The sequence below is a fragment of the Microbacterium sp. AC026 genome, assembly GCF_979258475.1.
Map to the genome: position 1 here is coordinate 2,500,532 of NZ_OZ409857.1, position 16,430 is coordinate 2,516,961.

At 69.2% G+C, this 16,430-nt stretch carries 14 protein-coding genes and 1 pseudogene; 6 read left to right on the forward strand and 9 right to left on the reverse strand.

The features are described from left to right. Positions 1 to 69: 69 nt before the first annotated feature. Complete coding sequence (locus tag ACZZ93_RS12530; protein ID WP_053098040.1) at positions 70 to 660, reverse strand: hypothetical protein; 591 nt, start codon at positions 658 to 660, stop codon at positions 70 to 72. Between the two features lie 121 nt (positions 661 to 781). Here ACZZ93_RS12530 and ACZZ93_RS12535 point away from each other — a divergent pair, with 121 nt between their 5' ends. Beyond that, positions 782 to 2,008 carry a glycosyltransferase gene (locus tag ACZZ93_RS12535; RefSeq protein WP_053098039.1) on the forward strand — a complete coding sequence of 409 codons (1,227 nt, stop codon included), beginning with the start codon at positions 782 to 784 and terminating at the stop codon, positions 2,006 to 2,008. Beyond that, positions 2,005 to 3,249: a glycosyltransferase family 4 protein gene (locus tag ACZZ93_RS12540; RefSeq protein ID WP_463511214.1), complete on the forward strand. Its 1,245-nt coding sequence runs from the start codon at positions 2,005 to 2,007 to the stop codon at positions 3,247 to 3,249. Before ACZZ93_RS12535 ends, ACZZ93_RS12540 begins: the two co-directional genes overlap by 4 nt. Here the strand turns inward: ACZZ93_RS12540 and ACZZ93_RS12545 are convergent. Genes ACZZ93_RS12545 through ACZZ93_RS12555 form a run of 3 tightly spaced genes read right to left on the reverse strand, consistent with a single transcriptional unit; the run spans position 3,234 to position 4,525 of the window. Further along, positions 3,234 to 3,743 (reverse strand): hypothetical protein, encoded by a 510-nt coding sequence (locus tag ACZZ93_RS12545; RefSeq protein WP_463511215.1) that lies wholly within the window; start codon positions 3,741 to 3,743, stop codon positions 3,234 to 3,236. The two genes, ACZZ93_RS12540 and ACZZ93_RS12545, sit on opposite strands and share 16 nt — an antisense overlap. Before the next feature lie 15 nt (positions 3,744 to 3,758). Next, a complete protein-coding gene (locus ACZZ93_RS12550; protein ID WP_463511216.1) occupies positions 3,759 to 4,316 on the reverse strand; it encodes a hypothetical protein in 558 nt (185 codons plus the stop codon). A gap of 47 nt (positions 4,317 to 4,363) precedes the next feature. Next, positions 4,364 to 4,525 (reverse strand): hypothetical protein, encoded by a 162-nt coding sequence (locus ACZZ93_RS12555; RefSeq protein ID WP_463511217.1) that lies wholly within the window; start codon positions 4,523 to 4,525, stop codon positions 4,364 to 4,366. A 90-nt stretch (positions 4,526 to 4,615) separates the two neighbouring features. On the opposite strand from ACZZ93_RS12555, the gene ACZZ93_RS12560 reads away from it, so the two are divergent. Further along, complete coding sequence (locus ACZZ93_RS12560) at positions 4,616 to 5,590, forward strand: GlxA family transcriptional regulator (RefSeq protein WP_363522728.1); 975 nt, start codon at positions 4,616 to 4,618, stop codon at positions 5,588 to 5,590. Between the two features lie 83 nt (positions 5,591 to 5,673). Here the strand turns inward: ACZZ93_RS12560 and ACZZ93_RS12565 are convergent, their stop codons facing one another. Together ACZZ93_RS12565 and ACZZ93_RS12570 are read right to left on the reverse strand one after the other, a co-directional pair. Beyond that, positions 5,674 to 6,024, reverse strand: a complete 351-nt coding sequence (locus ACZZ93_RS12565) for a hypothetical protein (RefSeq protein ID WP_463511218.1) — start codon at positions 6,022 to 6,024, stop codon at positions 5,674 to 5,676. Beyond that, complete coding sequence (locus ACZZ93_RS12570) at positions 6,018 to 6,374, reverse strand: NRDE family protein (protein ID WP_463511219.1); 357 nt, start codon at positions 6,372 to 6,374, stop codon at positions 6,018 to 6,020. The genes ACZZ93_RS12565 and ACZZ93_RS12570 overlap by 7 nt, the downstream gene beginning before the upstream one ends. Positions 6,375 to 6,442: 68 nt before the next feature. Here ACZZ93_RS12570 and coaBC point away from each other — a divergent pair, with 68 nt between their 5' ends. Continuing rightward, positions 6,443 to 7,657 (forward strand): bifunctional phosphopantothenoylcysteine decarboxylase/phosphopantothenate--cysteine ligase CoaBC, encoded by a 1,215-nt coding sequence (gene coaBC, locus ACZZ93_RS12575; RefSeq protein WP_463511220.1) that lies wholly within the window; start codon positions 6,443 to 6,445, stop codon positions 7,655 to 7,657. A 64-nt stretch (positions 7,658 to 7,721) separates the two neighbouring features. Beyond that, entirely contained in the window at positions 7,722 to 9,944 is a 2,223-nt protein-coding gene (locus ACZZ93_RS12580) for an ATP-dependent Clp protease ATP-binding subunit (RefSeq protein ID WP_230101032.1), read from the forward strand. 94 nt (positions 9,945 to 10,038) lie between these two features. Here ACZZ93_RS12580 and ACZZ93_RS12585 read toward each other — a convergent pair whose 3' ends face one another. Together ACZZ93_RS12585 and ACZZ93_RS12590 are read right to left on the reverse strand one after the other, a co-directional pair. Beyond that, complete coding sequence (locus ACZZ93_RS12585; protein WP_320489013.1) at positions 10,039 to 10,626, reverse strand: nitroreductase family protein; 588 nt, start codon at positions 10,624 to 10,626, stop codon at positions 10,039 to 10,041. Between the two features lie 118 nt (positions 10,627 to 10,744). Beyond that, entirely contained in the window at positions 10,745 to 11,653 is a 909-nt protein-coding gene (locus tag ACZZ93_RS12590) for a LysR substrate-binding domain-containing protein (protein ID WP_053098034.1), read from the reverse strand. A 148-nt stretch (positions 11,654 to 11,801) separates the two neighbouring features. Between ACZZ93_RS12590 and ACZZ93_RS12595 the strand changes: the two are divergent. Continuing rightward, a pseudogene (locus ACZZ93_RS12595) lies at positions 11,802 to 15,283 on the forward strand (bifunctional proline dehydrogenase/L-glutamate gamma-semialdehyde dehydrogenase). 90 nt (positions 15,284 to 15,373) lie between these two features. On the opposite strand, the gene ACZZ93_RS12600 reads toward ACZZ93_RS12595, so the two are convergent. After that, positions 15,374 to 16,429 carry an ABC transporter permease gene (locus ACZZ93_RS12600; RefSeq protein WP_053099273.1) on the reverse strand — a complete coding sequence of 352 codons (1,056 nt, stop codon included), beginning with the start codon at positions 16,427 to 16,429 and terminating at the stop codon, positions 15,374 to 15,376. Position 16,430: the final 1 nt, after the last annotated feature.

Consider the following 16,430-nt stretch of genomic DNA (forward strand, 5'->3'; position numbering starts at 1 on the left):
CGCATCCACGACCCGGGAAGGTCCCGCGATCGAACTCTGGCAACCGCCGCTCGGGCGGGAGAATCGAGCTCAGGCGGGTCCGAGGCGGAGCACCTCGGGAGATTCGCCGCCCGTGACCTCATCGGCGACCCGGATGCTGCGCGCGAGGTCATCGAGCGCACCGTCGAGCGTGCCGAAGCGTTCGCGGTCGCTGCACATCGCGGTCAACGTCACCAGGTGCGTGCCGGTGTCCCAGGTGTAGGTGACGAACGGCGGAGATGCAGGGGACGGCGGCATCGCCACGACGAGCTTCTCTCCCGTGCCCAGCCAGCGGCTCGAGAAGGACTGGGTGTCGTCGTAGTCCATCGGCATCGAGGCGCGGGCGATCCGGACTTCGGGAGTCAGCGCCTGCGCGGTCGCCATCGCCACGACCAGCTCAGGGTCCGCCTTCCAGGTCCAGACGAGCACGCGCCCGTCCGCCCGGCGCATCAGCATCGGCGCCGCCTGGCTCATCGCCCAGGCGCCGAGCCGCGAACCCGGACGCTGCGTGGCGCCGATCGCCGAGTTCACCTGCCCCAACAGCATCCGGATCGCCGCCTTGCGGTGCCGGCGCCCCCTCCATCCGAGCGAATCCGTCACGGGGATCCACAGTTGCGGGTCGGCGTCGGCAGTCAGTCGCATGCCTCCACGGTAGGGGGTGAGGCTGAGGGATGCCGGTATGCCTCAGCAGCTCGAACAAGCCCCTCGGGTAGAGTGGCGAGCGCCCGATCGGGCTCCCCTGGCCGCCGTACCGTAAGGCAGAATGTCCTCCTCTACCTCCGATCCGACGAGTGCTTCCGACGTCGCTCCCCACACGGGACCCCGTCCACTGCGCATCCTGATCGGATGCGACACCTTCGCGCCCGACATCAACGGTGCCGCGCGCTTCGCCGAGCGCCTCGCCGCGGGTCTCGTGCAGCGCGGCCACGACGTGCATGTCGTCGCCCCGAACCTGGTCTACCGCCGCACGCCCGCGCGGACGGAGGTCATCGAGGGCGAGCCGATGACTCTTCACCGACTGCCCTCGGTGCGCTGGGCTCCGCATGACTGGCTGCGCTTCGTCTGGCCGTGGCGCGTGAAGCACTACGCCCGCAAGATCATCGACGACGTGCAGCCCGACGTCGTGCACATCCAGTCGCACATCGTGATCGGTCGCGGCCTCTCGCGCATCGCCCACGAGCGGGGCATCCCGGTGATCGCGACGAACCATGTGATGGCCGAGAACATCCTCGACCACACCACGATGCCGAAGTTCATCGACGATCTCGTGCTGCGGTGGGCGTGGGGAGACGCGAAGCGCACCTTCGCACTGACCCGCGCGATCACGACGCCGACGCGTCGAGCAGCCGACTTCCTCGAGCGCACCGTCGCCGTCGAGAACGTCATCCCCGTCAGCTGCGGCATCGACCGCACCCAGTACACGCCGGTCGTCGCGCCCCGTGACGCGAATCGCATCATCTTCGTCGGCCGACTGACCGCCGAGAAGCAGGTCGAGGTCATCCTGCAGGCGATGACGAAGCTCGACCCCGCACTGCACGCCACGTTCGACATCGTCGGCGGCGGGGACCAGCGCAAGCAGCTCGAGAATCTCTCGCACCAGCTCGGCCTCGCCGACCGCGTGACGTTCCACGGACGCACCAGCGATGAGGAACTGCGGGCGCTGCTCTCGCGTGCCTCGGTCTTCACGATCGCCTCTATCGCCGAGCTGCAGTCGATCGCGACGATGGAAGCCATGGCCTCAGCGCTCCCGATCGTCGCGGCGGATGCCGTCGCACTGCCGCACCTCGTGCACGACGGCGAGAACGGCTACCTGTTCGAACCGGGCAATGCCGATGCCCTGGCTGCACGGCTCACCGATGTGCTGACCGCGTCACCCGGGGAGTACGCCCGCATGCAGCAGGCATCTCTCGACGGCGTCGCGATCCACGACATCAACCGCACGCTCGACACCTTCGAGGCGCTGTACCGCGACGAGCCCCTGCCCGAGTGACGGCACCCGCCATGCACATCGTCTTCTTCGGCGATCAGCACCTCGACTCGCTCGGCGGGGCGCAGGTGTCGATGCGGCTGCAGCGCGAGTTCCTCGAGCGCGCAGGCCACACCGTGACCGTCGTGGCACCGAAGATGCACGGATCGCGGGCTGCACGCGGCACCGATCCCTCGAACCTCGACCTGCCGTCGGTGCCGATCACCGTCGACCGCGAGTATTCGATGAGCTGGCCCGGACGCCGCACGGATCGCTTCCTCGATCGGGCGCTGACGCATCGACCGCCCGTGGATCTCGTGCATGTCCAGGCGGACTTCTGGGGTGCGTTCATCGGGCACCGATATGCGGCTCGACACGGCATTCCCGTCGTGCACACCATGCACAACCGCGTGGACGCGGGGATCGCCGCGGTCACCCCGCTGCATGGGCCGGTGCTCTCTGCGTTGAACATCTGGCGGCGCCGGGCGCTCGCGGGGGTCGTGCCGACGATCGGCGGCAGTGACGGCTGGGCGTTCCTGCGTGGAATCGCCGGCGGCGCGTCAGCGGTGACAGCACCGTCGACCCACTTCGCCCGACGCCTCGAAGAGCATGGGGTATTCAGTCCGGTTGATGTGGTGTGGAACGGCATCGACGACGACATCCGCGACGCGACCCTCGCCGCCGCGCCCGGCGAGCGTGAACCGGGGCGCCCTCGTTTCGTCTGGCTCGGGCGCATGAGCCCCGAGAAGCGACTGCTCCCCTTCCTCGAGGCCTTCGTCGAATCGGGAGTCGATGCCGATCTCGAGATCATCGGCGGAGGCGCCCAGCGAGCCGCGGCCGAGAAGATCGTCGAGGACCTGCCGACGGTCCGATTCGCCGGCAAGCTCAGCTATCCCGACACGCTGGCGCGAATCGCCGCCGCTGACGCGCTCGTGCAGACCTCGATCGGCTTCGAGACGCAGGGGATGACGCCGTTCGAGGCGGCGACGCTCGGCACGCCGTCTGTGATCAGCGACCCCGACATCGCCGCAGAACTGGGTGGCGGTCTCTGGGCGGTCCCGGGTGCGTCAGGCACCGAGGACCAGCGACGGGCGGGTCTCGTCGAGACGCTGCGCCGCGCGGCATCCGACATCGCTGCCGGCACCGCACCTCAGCCCATGCGCGAAGTCTCGGAGTCGTTCCGTCAGTCGTCGCGCACCGCCGCGATGATCGAGGTCTACGACCGCGTGCTCGCGGCCGAGTCTCGCACTCAGAACCCGAAGTAGTAGAACAGGTTCGACACCCACGAGACGAGGGTGCCGACGACGGCGCTGCCGCCCACGCCGATCGCGATCGCCGCGAGCAGGTGAGGTGCCGGGCGCCGAAGCGCGATGAGTCCCAGCACCAGACCGGCACCCGCGCCGGCCAGCACGATGAGATTCACGAGGTTCGACAGCAGATCGACGAACTGGTAGCCGACGCTCATGTACATGAACGGGGTGACGATCTGGAAGAAGAGCCCCACGGCCGCGGCACTCACCGCCACGATCAACGCGGTGCGACCGAGGCTCCCGGGCCGCGGTGCTGTCTGCCCTGATGCGTACGGCGGCGTCGCGACTCCGTAGGGCTGGGCGGGCTGTCCGGAGGGCTGGCCGGGTTGCGCGCACGGCTGGCCGGGTTGCGCATAGGGCTGGCCGGGTTGCGCGTACGGCTGGCCTGGCTGCGTATATGGCCTGCCCGAATCCTGGGGGGCGTCTGGGTTCTGCTGCTGGTCGCTCATCGAATCTCCGGACGGTCAGAAGGGAAGCGCGTAGAAGAGATTCGACACCCACGAGATGACGATTCCGACGAGCTGCGATGCGGTGACGCCGATCGCGATGCCGGCGAGGATCTTCGGCCCCGGTCGTCGCACCGACATCAGGCCGAGGATGAGTCCGACGACGGCGACGACCAGCACGAGTCCGTTGCCGATCGCCGAGAACGCGCCGATCGCGAAGGGGTCGCCCGTCATCCGGAACATCAGAGGGTACGACAGTGTGACGACAAGCCCGATCGCGAGCGAGACCAGAGCGAGGAGGAAGGCGGTGCGCCCGAGGCCGGCTCCGGGCTGGGCCGGACGCTGCTCGCCCGGGTACGGCTGTCCGGCATATGTTTGTCCGGCATAGGGCCGTCCGGCATGCTGCTGTCCGCGGTAGGGCTGTCCGGCGTGCGGCTGGCCGTCGTGCGGCGCGTGCTGCGGTTGCGTCGGCTGCGGTGTCGGCTGCGGTACCGGCTGCGCCGGATAGTGCGAGCCCGCGTAGTCCGGGGAGTTCCGTGTGGCTGCGCGGGAGGCTGCTGGGGCTCGCTCATGCACACGAGCGTAGCCGCGCATGCCGGCGCGCAGGGAGATTCCGCTCCGGTTCAGCGATAGACGCGCCCGGTCTTCGCTCGGTCGAGCGCGTCTCGATCGGCGACGCGGGACCAGTCAGTGGGAACGCGTCGGTATCCGTCGCGGCGGAGTTCGATGACCGTGGACACGAGAGCCCACACGGCGAGGGCTATGAGTGCGATGATGAGGAACATGGCAGAAACGCTACGATCACTGTTGATCTGCCACGAGTGGCAGAATAGACTCTGCACGTAGGAAAACTGCCAAACCGGGAGAGCGCCATGATGAAGACCGTCGCCTGCGTCGTCCAAGACGGATTCGCGCCGTTCGAGTTCGGCCTCGCCTGCGAGGCGTTCGGACTGGACCGGTCGAACGACGGGGTCCCGAACTTCGACTTCCGGGTCGTCGCTCCGCACCCCGGTGTCGTGCAGTCGAAGCTCGGCTTCTCGATCAACGTCGAGCACGACCTGTCGTTCGCCTACGAAGCGGACCTCGTCATCCTGTGTCCGGTTCCCCGGGAGTACTGGACGCAGATCGACCCGCTGCTCCTCGAGGTCGCCCGCGACGCGGTCGCGCGCGGCGCCTGGGTGCTCACGATCTGCAGCGGATCCTTCATCCTCGGCGCCGCCGGAGTGCTCGACGGGCGTCGGGCGACCACGCACTGGATGTACTCCGACGTGATGGCCGAGATGTATCCCGAGATCGACATCGACCCCGACGTGCTCTTCGTGCAGGACGACCGCATCATCACGAGCGCAGGCACGGCGGCGGGCATCGACGCCTGCCTGCACCTGCTGCGGATCGAGCTCGGGGCCGAGCTCACCAACCGCATCGCCCGTCGCATGGTCGTGCCGCCGCAGCGCGACGGAGGCCAGGCGCAGTTCATCGACCGTCCGATCCCCGTCGCGCAGAACGATTCGCTCGCCGCCGTCGCGGACTGGGCCGTCGCGCACATCCGCGACGACCTCGGCGTCGACCAGCTCGCGGCCCGCGCGCTCATGTCTCCCCGCACATTCGCCCGACGGTTCAAGGCGGAGTACGGCGCGACTCCGGCGGCCTGGCTGGCGCGGCAGCGTGTGCTGCACGCCCAGCGGATGCTCGAGCGCAGCGATCTGTCGCTCGAGCAGATCGCCGACGAGTGCGGCTTCGGGTCGGCGGCCGTGCTGCGGCAGAACTTCTCGCGGGTGCTCGGCACCACTCCGACGGCTTACCGTGCGCGCTTCTCGTGCGCCGACGACGGCGAGTCGTCTGCGGCCTGAGCGCGGCACCGCGCGACGCACGCGGCGCTCAGCGACGCACGCGGCCCGGCGCGAGCCACGTTGCGCTCAGCGGAGCACGCTGCTCAGTGATCCCAGTGGCCGGGGCTGGGAAGCGCGCGATAGTCGACGTCGACCCCGTCGGGGGTGACCGCGGCGGTGCAGTACAGCAGCGACTGGGTCGGGTAGCCGTGCGGACGGTTGTCGCGGATGATCGCCCGATCGTCCTCCGGGTCCAACCGTGCCGACGAGGCGAGCAGCGTCGTCCACTCGCCGGTCCAGTCGCCGCTGTCGGCCGCGGGCCCGAGCGCCCGGAACTCCGGCAGCCACGCCGCGATCCGGGGAGTGCCGAGGTCGTCGAGGTCGTCGTGCGCGATCATGTGGATGCCGTCGCCGAGCGGTGTCTCGCGCAGCTCCGCGCCGTCCCAGCTCAGCACGCGCGCTCCCCCGGCCGAACCTCGAGCAGGTTGAAGCCGTGCATGGGAAGCGGAGCCACCGGGGACCGCCCAATGACCGATTCGAGGGCGAGCGAACCGCGAGAGACGGCGACGTCTGCCGCGAGATCCACGACGTCGGCGCGGTTCAGAAGCACCGCGAGTCGTCTCTCCGCCGCATTCACCGCGAGCCACGCGCCACCGGCACGCCGGTCGCGGATGCCCGAGACCCCGGGGTAGGCGTCCGGCCACCATTCGCCGAGGGCATCCCACTCCCGTTGCGGGTCTTCATCGCGCACTGCGAGCAGTCGCGCGGTCTCGGATCCGGCCACATCGATCACCACGGTGCACACGGGATCCAGTCTAGAAGCGCGTCGCAGTCCCGGGCCCGCGACGTCGCATGCTGGGGCAGAATCGAACCGTGAACATCGTCGTCGGGGTTACGGGTGGCATCGCCGCATACAAGACAGTGCACCTGGTGCGTCTGCTGACGAAGGCCGGACACGAGGTGACCGTCGTTCCGACCGAGGACGCCCTGCGATTCGTCGGCACCCCGACGTGGGAGGCTCTGAGCCGGCATCCGGTCACGACGAGCGTGCATGACGACGTCGCGCGGGTGCGTCATGTCGCACTGGGCCAGAACGCCGACCTGGTGATCGTCGCCCCCGCGACGGCGAACTCGATCGCGAAGATCACCGCGGGCATCGCGGACGATCTGCTCGGCACCACGCTGCTCGCAACCGAGGCTCCGGTGCTCATCGCGCCGGCCATGCACGCCGAGATGTGGCGCAACGCCGCCACGCAGGCGAACATCGCGACCCTGAGGTCGCGCGGAGTGCATCTGGTCGGCCCGTCCGACGGCGAGCTCGCCGGGGGCGACAGCGGGCCCGGCCGCATGTCGGAGCCGGAGCAGATCTTCGAGGCGGCCGTCGCGCTCCTCGCGCCGCGTGACCTCGACGGGCTGGCGGTGGTCGTGTCCGCGGGCGGCACCAGGGAGCCGATCGATCCCGTGCGCTTCCTCGGCAACCGGTCGAGCGGCCGACAGGGCATCGCGCTCGCGGTGGACGCCGCAGCCCGCGGCGCGAACGTCACGCTGGTCGCCGCCAACATCTCAGCCGATGTGCTGGCCGATGCCCGGCATCCGTCCGTCAGGGTCGTTCCGGTCGGGACCGCGGCCGAGCTCGCCGACGCGATGAAGGATGCCGCCGGGGCTGCCGACATCGTCATCATGGCCGCCGCCGTCGCCGACTACCGCCCCGCGACGGTGTCGGAGCACAAGCTCACGAAGGAGCAGGGCGTTCTCACGCACCTCGACCTGGTCGAGAACGAGGACGTGGTCGCCGCGCTCGCGGCATCCCGCGCCGACGGCCGTGCGCCGCAGGGGCAGACTATCGTCGCCTTCGCGGCCGAGACGTCGGAGGACGCGGACGAACGTCGCGAGCGCGCTCGCCGCAAGCGTGAGCGCAAGGGCGTCGACCTGCTCGCGGTGAACCTCGCGAACGCCGATCACGGCTTCGAGAAGCGCGACAACGCGGTCGAGATCGTCGGGGCGGGAGGTGAGGTCGTGGCATCCGCCGCGGGATCGAAGCGCGAGGTCGCCCGCGTGATCCTGGATGCCGCGCGCAGAATGCGCTAAACTTGAGTCACATCCACTCAACTTTGTGGATGCCGACCCGAAGGAGTCTCCCCAGGAGGAACACATGCCAAGCCCGCAGAGCAGTCCCCAGAACGATGACCAGCAGTCCGCCCTCCAGCAGTTCGGTATCAATCTGACCGACCGTGCCCGACAGGGCAAGCTCGACCCCGTGATCGGGCGAGACAGCGAGATCCGTCGAGTCAGCCAGGTGCTCACCCGTCGCACGAAGAACAACCCCGTGCTGATCGGCGAGCCCGGCGTCGGCAAGACGGCCGTCGTCGAGGGGCTCGCCCAGCGCATCGTGGCGGGTGACGTCGCCGAGTCGCTCAAGGACAAGGAGCTCGTGTCGCTCGACATCTCGGCCCTCGTCGCCGGGGCGATGTACCGCGGCCAGTTCGAGGAGCGGCTGAAGAGCGTCCTCAAGGAGATCACCGAATCCGACGGGCAGATCATCACCTTCATCGACGAGCTGCACGTGCTCATGGGCGCGGGCGGCGGCGAAGGCTCGGTCGCGGCGTCGAACATGCTCAAGCCGATGCTGGCCAGGGGCGAGCTGCGGCTGATCGGCGCGACGACTCTCAACGAGTATCGCGAGTTCATCGAGAAGGACGCCGCTCTCGAGCGCCGCTTCCAGCAGGTCTACGTCGGTGAGCCCACGGTCGAGGACACCATCGCGATCCTCCGGGGGCTCAAGGGCCGCTACGAAGCGCATCACGGGGTGACGATCGCCGACAGCGCGCTGGTCGCCGCCGCTGCACTGTCGAACCGGTACCTGCCGGCCAGGCAGCTTCCCGACAAGGCGATCGACCTGATCGACGAGTCGATGTCGCGGCTCAAGATGGAGATCGATTCGTCTCCGGTCGAGATCGACCAGCTGAAGCGTCAGGTCGACCGCATGAAGCTCGAAGAGCTGGCGCTCAAGCGCGAGAAGGACGCCGCGTCGAAAGAGCGGCTCGCGGCCCTCCGCGAGCAGCTCGTGGGCATGGAGGCGCAGCTCGCCGAGCTCGAAGCCCGCTGGGCGCGCGAGCGCCAGGGCCTCAACCGTGTCGGCGACCTGAAGAAGCAGCTCGACGATGCGATCACCCAGCGCGACCTCGCGATGCGGGAGGCCGACTACACGCGCGCCTCGAAGCTCGAGTACGAGACGATCAAGCGCCTCGAACGCGACATCGCCGAGGCCGAGCAGGCCGAGGCGACGGTGTCGACCGAGGGTCGCATGGTCAACGAGCAGGTCACCGACGAGGACATCGCCGCCGTGATCGCCGCATGGACCGGCATCCCCGTCGGGCGACTGCTGCAGGGTGAGAGCGAGCGACTGCTGCACCTCGAATCCGAGCTCGGCAAGCGCCTGATCGGACAGAAGGATGCCGTGAAGGCCGTCTCCGATGCCGTGCGGCGCTCGCGTGCGGGCATCAGCGACCCCGGTCGCCCGACCGGATCGTTCCTGTTCCTCGGCCCGACCGGTGTCGGAAAGACCGAGCTGGCGAAGGCCCTGGCCGACTTCCTGTTCGACGACGAGCGCGCCATGGTGCGCATCGACATGTCGGAGTACGGCGAGAAGCACTCCGTCTCCCGGCTCGTCGGAGCCCCTCCCGGGTACGTGGGCTATGAGCAGGGCGGTCAGCTGACCGAGGCCGTGCGACGGCGTCCCTACAGCGTCGTGCTGCTCGACGAGGTCGAGAAGGCGCACCCCGAGGTCTTCGACGTGCTGCTCCAGGTTCTCGACGACGGCCGACTGACCGACGGGCAGGGCCGCACGGTCGACTTCTCGAACGTCATCCTGATCCTCACCTCGAACCTCGGTTCGCCCATCCTCATCGATCCGACGCTGTCGCCCGATGAGAAGCGCGAGCAGGTGATGGCGCTCGTGCACCAGGCGTTCCGGCCCGAGTTCCTCAACCGTCTCGACGACATCGTGATGTTCTCCGCGCTCAGTCAGGACGACCTGGCGCAGATCGTCGAGCTGTCGATCGACCAGCTGCACGACCGGCTGCGCGATCGGCGACTCACTCTGGCGGTCACGCCCGACGCGCGGTCGTGGCTCGCCGAGCGCGGCTACGACCCGATGTTCGGCGCCCGGCCGCTGCGGCGTCTCATCCAGACCGAGGTGCAGAACAAGCTGGCCACGGCGCTGCTCTCGGGCGGCGTGCACGACGGCGACCTGGTCAGGGTCGACGTCGCGGTCGACGGCAGCGGGCTGATGCTCACGTCGACGTCACCCGAGCCCGAGCCCGATCTCGGATCCGACGACGATGATGTGATCGACGCCGAGCTGCTCGACGAGTAGGACCCGGCCATGTGCCTCGGTCACGCCCGGGCAGCAGAAGAGGGGCGGATGCCATGGCATCCGCCCCTCTTCTGTGTCGCCCGTGGGCGATGCGTCAGGCGCTGAGGATGACGGTCTCGTCGATCGGGCGACGCACGCGCGGAGCGGTCTCGCCCTGCTGGAGCCCTTCAGGAAGACCGGCGGCGTCACCGAGCTCACCGACAGCGATGACGGTGAGGGCGGAGAATCGCGGCGACAGGTCGGCGAACTCGCGGATGACCTCAGGGTCGAAGCCGCTCATCTGGTGCACCAGGAGACCCTCGTGGTGGGCCTGCACCGAGAAGTGCGCGACGGCCTGGCCGAGGTCGTAGACCGCGTGGCTGATGGCCTTGCCCTCTTCGGACTCGGTCTCGGCGATCGCGACGACGAGCGCCGAGGCCTTCGAGGCCCAGAGCTGGTTGAACTCGACCAGCGAGTCGACGACCTGGTCGAACAGTGCGGTGCCGCGGCGAGCGACGATGAACCGCCACGGCTGCAGGTTGTAGGCCGACGGCGACCAGCGTGCGGCCTCGAGGGCGGCGTTCAGCTTGGCGTCGTCGATCGTGGTCTCGGCGTCGTAGGCGCGGGGGCTCCAGCGGCCGGCGAGGACGTCGAGGACGGGGTGCTCGGTGGGGGCGGTGCGGTCGATCACGGGAGTGCTCACGGAAGTGCCTTTCGAAAAGGAGTCGATCGGACTCCTTCGTCCGGGTACGAGGGTCTCAACAGATGTATGTGAACGCATATTCCCGATGAGGCGAGATGACGTCGGGGACGATCCGCGCTCAGTCCAGCAGGTTGCGGGATGCGGCGGAGGCGAGAGCTCGCCGCACCGCACGGATCGACGGCGCTGCGGCCGATACCCGACGAGCGGAGGAGAAGATCTCCCGACGTGGCTCATCGGGCAGCGGCGTGAGCGCGACGGTCGGTGCCTCGCCGGCCCACACGAGCTCGGGAAGGAGTCCGACGGCGAGACCGGCGCGGATCAGACGCACGTGCGCCGTGAGATCGGCGACCTCGAAGCGCACGTCGGGCTCGAAGCCGGCGGTGCGGCACAGCTGCTCGGCCCAGGCTCGCGACGCCGTGCCTGCGGGTTCGAGCACCCACGGCGCATCCCTGGTCGACCAGAGCGCGGCGACGGCGTCCTCGGCATCCCGGGTCCCCGGCTTCCTGGCCAGCGTGATGGAGTCGTGCACGAGCACCACGCGATCGAGATCGGCGTGGATCGGGCGGGTGCGACCGGGGTACTGCTCGGCGAGGATCAGGTCGAAGTCGCGGCTCGAGACGCCGACGAGCCCGGTCTCGGGATCGCTCTCGGTGACCTCGACGCGCAGGGCCGGATGCTGCTCGCGCAGCGCGTTGAGCGCCCCGGGGAGCAGGGAGTGCGCCGTCGATTGGAAGACCGCGATGTGCACGGTGCCGGTCACCTCCGTGAGCGACTCGGCGACCGCCACTTCGGCGTGTTCGAGCTGATCGAGGATGCCGATCGCCTCGGCCACGAGCACGGTGCCCTGCGGGGTGAACTGCACGCCGCGCCCCACCCGGCGGAGCAGCGGGACGCCGACGTCTCGTTCGAGAGCGCTGAGCTGCTGCGACACCGAAGCCTTGCTGTACGAGAGCGCATCGGCGACGGCCGAGAGCGTGCCGCGACGAGACAGTTCGACCAGCATCCGCAGTCGGTTGACGTCGAGCATCCTGAGCCTTTCGGAGTCGGCTCCATCGTTCACTCCGGCTGAACAGAATGGTCCCGAATCGGTTGATAGACGTAGCCTACCGGCGAGGCTGACAATGATCGAGCCGCACACGTTCCCGGGTGTGCGATCCCCTGGAAGGCTCACCCCGATGACTGTCGTCGCCGACACCACCACCCCCGACACCACGCCGAGCACCGACGAGGTCGCCGCCCTCGTGCAGCGTTGGCTCACCGAGAGCGAGACGCACCCCGTCGAGCCCGCAGCGCAGCGTCTCTCCGAGGTTCTCAAGGACCCGAACGGACTCGCCTTCACGGTCGGCTTCGTCGACGGCGTGATGCGCCCGGAAGACCTCAGTGTCGCCGGCCGCGCTCTCGCTGACCTCTCAGACATCACGCCCTCGCTGCTGCCCGGCTACCTCCGCGCCGCGATCAAGACCGGCGGCTTCTGGGCGCCGAAGCTGCCCGGCGTCGTCGTGCCGATCTCGCGCCGCGTGCTGCGCGCGATGGTCGGGCACCTCGTGCTCGACGCGACGCCGTCGAAGCTCGGCCCGGCGATCGCGAAGCTGCGCAAGAGCGGCAACCGCCTGAACCTCAACCTCCTCGGCGAGGCGGTGCTCGGCGAGCGTGAGGCCGGCCGCCGCCTGCAGGGCACCTACGACTTCCTCGCCCGCAAGGACGTGGACTACGTGTCGATCAAGGTGTCGAGCGTCGTCAGCCAGCTGTCGATGTGGTCGTTCGACGAGGCCGTGGCCGACGTCGTCGAGAAGCTCACCCCCTGTACGAGCTCGCCGCGACCTCGGAGGCCGCCGGCAAGACCAAGTTCATCAACCTCGACATGGAGGAGTTCCGCGACCTCGACCTGACGATCGCGGCGTTCACCAGCATCCTCGACCAGCCCGGGCTCGAGAAGCTCGAGGCCGGGATCGTGCTGCAGGCCTACCTGCCCGATGCGCTCGGCGCGATGCAGCATCTCCAGGAGTGGGCCTCGGCTCGCCGCGCGAAGGGCGGTGCGCCGATCAAGGTGCGCGTCGTCAAGGGCGCGAACCTCGCCATGGAGCACGTCGACTCGGCGGTGCACGGCTGGCCGCTCGCCACCTACGGCACCAAGCAGGATTCCGACACGAACTACAAGCGGGTGCTCGACTGGTCGATGACGCCCGATCGACTGGATGCCGTGCGCATCGGTGTCGCGGGACACAACCTCTTCGACATCGCCTACACCTGGCTGCTGGCGCAGGCCCGCGGGGTGACGGATGCCGTCGAGTACGAGATGCTCCTCGGCATGGCGACGGGTCAGGCCGAGGCCGTCCGCAAGGACGTCGGTCAGCTGCTGCTCTACACGCCCGTGGTGAACCCGGCCGAGTTCGACGTGGCCATCGCGTACCTCGTGCGCCGCCTCGAGGAGAACGCGAGCCCGGAGAACTTCATGTCGGCCGTGTTCGAGCTCGCATCGGACCCCGCACTGCTCACTCGCGAGCGTGAGCGCTTCGAGCGCTCCCTGGCCGGTCTCGAGGCCGACCGCTCCGTGCCCTCGTCGAACCGCGTGCAGGACCGTGCGGCCGAGGCCGCCGCGGGTGCCGGCGGTGAGGTGACCACCGGTTTCGAGAACCAGCCCGACAGCGACCCGGCGATCGCCGCGAACCGCACCTGGGGTCGCGAGATCCTGGCGCGGTCGGTGGAGTCGACACTGGGTCTCGACTCGATCGCTCTCGCCAAGGTCGAGACGACCGACGAGCTCGACGGCATCTTCGCCGCCGCATCCGCCGCCGCCGTGCGGTGGGCCGCACTGCCGGCCGCCGAGCGTGCGGCCGTGCTGCACCGCGCGGGCGACGAGCTCGCCGCCCGTCGCGGTCAGCTCATCGAGATCATGGCCCACGAGGCGGGCAAGACCATCGCCGAGGCCGACCCGGAGGTCTCGGAGGCGATCGACTTCGCGCACTACTACGCCGAGCGTGCCCTCGACCTCGAGAACGTCTCGGGTGCGGAGTTCGTCCCGTCGAAGGTCACCGTCGTGACGCCGCCGTGGAACTTCCCGGTCGCGATCCCCGCCGGTGGAGTGCTCGCCGGCCTCGCCTCGGGCTCCGGTGTGATCATCAAGCCCGCCAAGCTCACGCAGCGCTGCGGCGCGGTCATGGTCGAGGCGCTGTGGGCGGCCGGTGTGCCGCGTGACCTGCTCGCCCTCGTCGATCTCGCGAACCGCGATCTCGGCACGCGCCTCGTCGCCAGCCCCGAGGTCGACCGGGTCATCCTCACCGGTGCCTACGAGACGGCGCAGCTGTTCCGCTCGTTCCGCTCCGACCTGCCGCTGCTCGCCGAGACCAGCGGCAAGAACGCGATCATCGTGACGCCGTCGGCCGACCTCGACCTCGCGGCCGCCGACGTCGCCCGCAGTGCGTTCGGTCACGCGGGGCAGAAGTGCTCGGCGGCATCGCTCGCGATCCTCGTGGGCTCGGTCGCCGACTCGCAGCGCTTCGAGCGTCAGCTGGTCGACGCCGTCACCTCGATGCGCGTCGGCCTGCCCGACGACCCGGCGACCCAGATGGGGCCGATCATCGAGCCGGCGAACGGCAAGCTGCTCACGGCGCTGACGACTCTCGAAAAGGGCGAGCGCTGGCTCGTCAAGCCGAAGAAGCTCGACGACGAGGGGCGTCAGTGGACTCCCGGCGTGAAGATCGGCGTCGCTCCGGGTTCGACCACCCACCTGACGGAGTTCTTCGGACCCGTGCTCGGCATCATGCGCGCGAAGGACCTCGACGAGGCGATCCGTCTGCAGAACGCCGTCGACTACGGCCTCACCGCCGGCATCCACTCGCTCGACTCCGATGAGGTCGCCACCTGGCTCGACCAGGTCGAGGCCGGCAACCTCTACGTCAACCGCGGCATCACCGGCGCGATCGTGCAGCGTCAGCCGTTCGGCGGCTGGAAGCGCTCCGCGGTCGGTGCCGGCGCGAAGGCCGGTGGCCCGAACTACCTGTTCGGCCTCGGAGACTGGGCCCCGGCCGAACTTCCCGCCGCAGCGCCCGGCGCCGCCGTGAACTCGGCCGTCGAGGCCGTGCTCGCCGCTGCGGGTGCAGACCTCGGCGCCGTCGAGATCGAGTGGCTGCATCGCGCCGCCGCATCCGACGAGCGTGCCTGGGTCGACGAGTTCGGCGCCGTGAGCGACAAGTCCGGTCTTGGTGTCGAGCGCAACGTGTTCCGGTACCGCCCGGTCGCCGTCGACGTGCGCATCGCCGAGGCGGCGTCGCTCGCCGACGGCATCCGCGTGATCGCCTCTGCGCTGCGCAGCGGCAGCCCGTTCACGGTGTCGGCATCCGCTCTGCCGTCTCGCGTCGAGAAGGCGCTGCGCGCGCAGGGCGTGACTCCGAAGATCGAGAACGACGCCGCCTGGGTCAAGCGCTACGCGAAGGCCGCGGCGAAGGCCGAGCACACCTGGCAGCGCGTGCGCCTGGTGGGCGGCGATGCGTCGGCCCTGTTCGAGGCCCTCGGCGGCACGCCTGATGTCGCCGTCTGGTCGCACGCCGTGACGGGTGCGGGTCGCGTCGAGATGCTGCCGTTCCTGCACGAGCAGGCCGTCTCGATCACGAACCACCGGTTCGGCAACCCGACGACCCTGTCGGAGGGCCTGATCTGATCCCGGACTGTGACCGTCTGAACGACGAGGCCCCACCCTGCAGACGTCTGCGGGGTGGGGCCTCGTCGATGGAGGGATGTCCGAGCGACCTCAGCCGCGCAGCGCCTCGCCGAGCTTGACCCGCGACCCCATGCGCAGCAGCGAGTTCTCGTAGATCTTCGCGCCGATCATGATCGCCGCGACGCAGCTGGCGAGCAGGATCACGAGGCTGAGCAGCGGCTCCCACCACTGCGCCTCGCCGACGAACAGCCGCATCGGCATGCCGACCGGAGCCGAGAACGGCACGTACGACATGATCGTCAGCACCAGCGGGTTGTCGTTGAAGAAGATGACCAGGATGTACGGCGCCATGATCAGCATCGTGATCGGGGTGGTGGTCGAGCCGATGTCCTCCTGACGCGAGACCATCGATGCGGCAGCGGCGAACAGAGCCGCCAGCAGGATGAAGCCGAAGAGGAAGAATACGGCGAACCAGATGATCGGGGCGCCGAGGGTCGACAGCACCTCGCGTTGACCCGTCGCTATGAGACCGATGGTGGCGACCGCGGCGAGGGCGAGGATCTGCCCCATCGCGAGGATCGTGTTGCCGATCACCTTGCCCGCCAGCAGCGTGCGGGCCGAGATGGTCGACAGCAGGATCTCGACCACGCGGGTCTGCTTCTCCTCCACGACGCTCTGCGCGATGGTGCCGCCGAAGGTCGCCGCCGCACCCATGAAGACGACTCCGAACGCGATCGCGATGAAGTACCGCAGCAGCGGGTTCGTCGTGGCCGGTTCGAGGATCTCGATGTCGGGTGCCTGCGACAGCGCCGACACGAGGCTGGTCGGGGCGTCCTTGAGAGCGATGATCGTCACCCCGGTCGGTCCGTCGCCGGGGAGCACCGCGGCGTCGACCTTCTCCGATCGCACGAGCTCTTCGGCCGCGGCCTGGTCGGCGACCTCGGTGATCTCGACTGAGGGGAGAGCCGACACCTCGGATGCCGTCTCGGAGGTCACTGCGACGGGCATCGCATCGGTGTTCTTGCTCGCGAAGCCCCCGATCACGATGCCGGCGAGGGCGAGCAGCAGCAGGATTCCGGTGGAGATCAGGAACGCCTTGCTGCGCAGCTTCGACCCGATCTCCCGCTCGGCGACGAGCCAGATCATC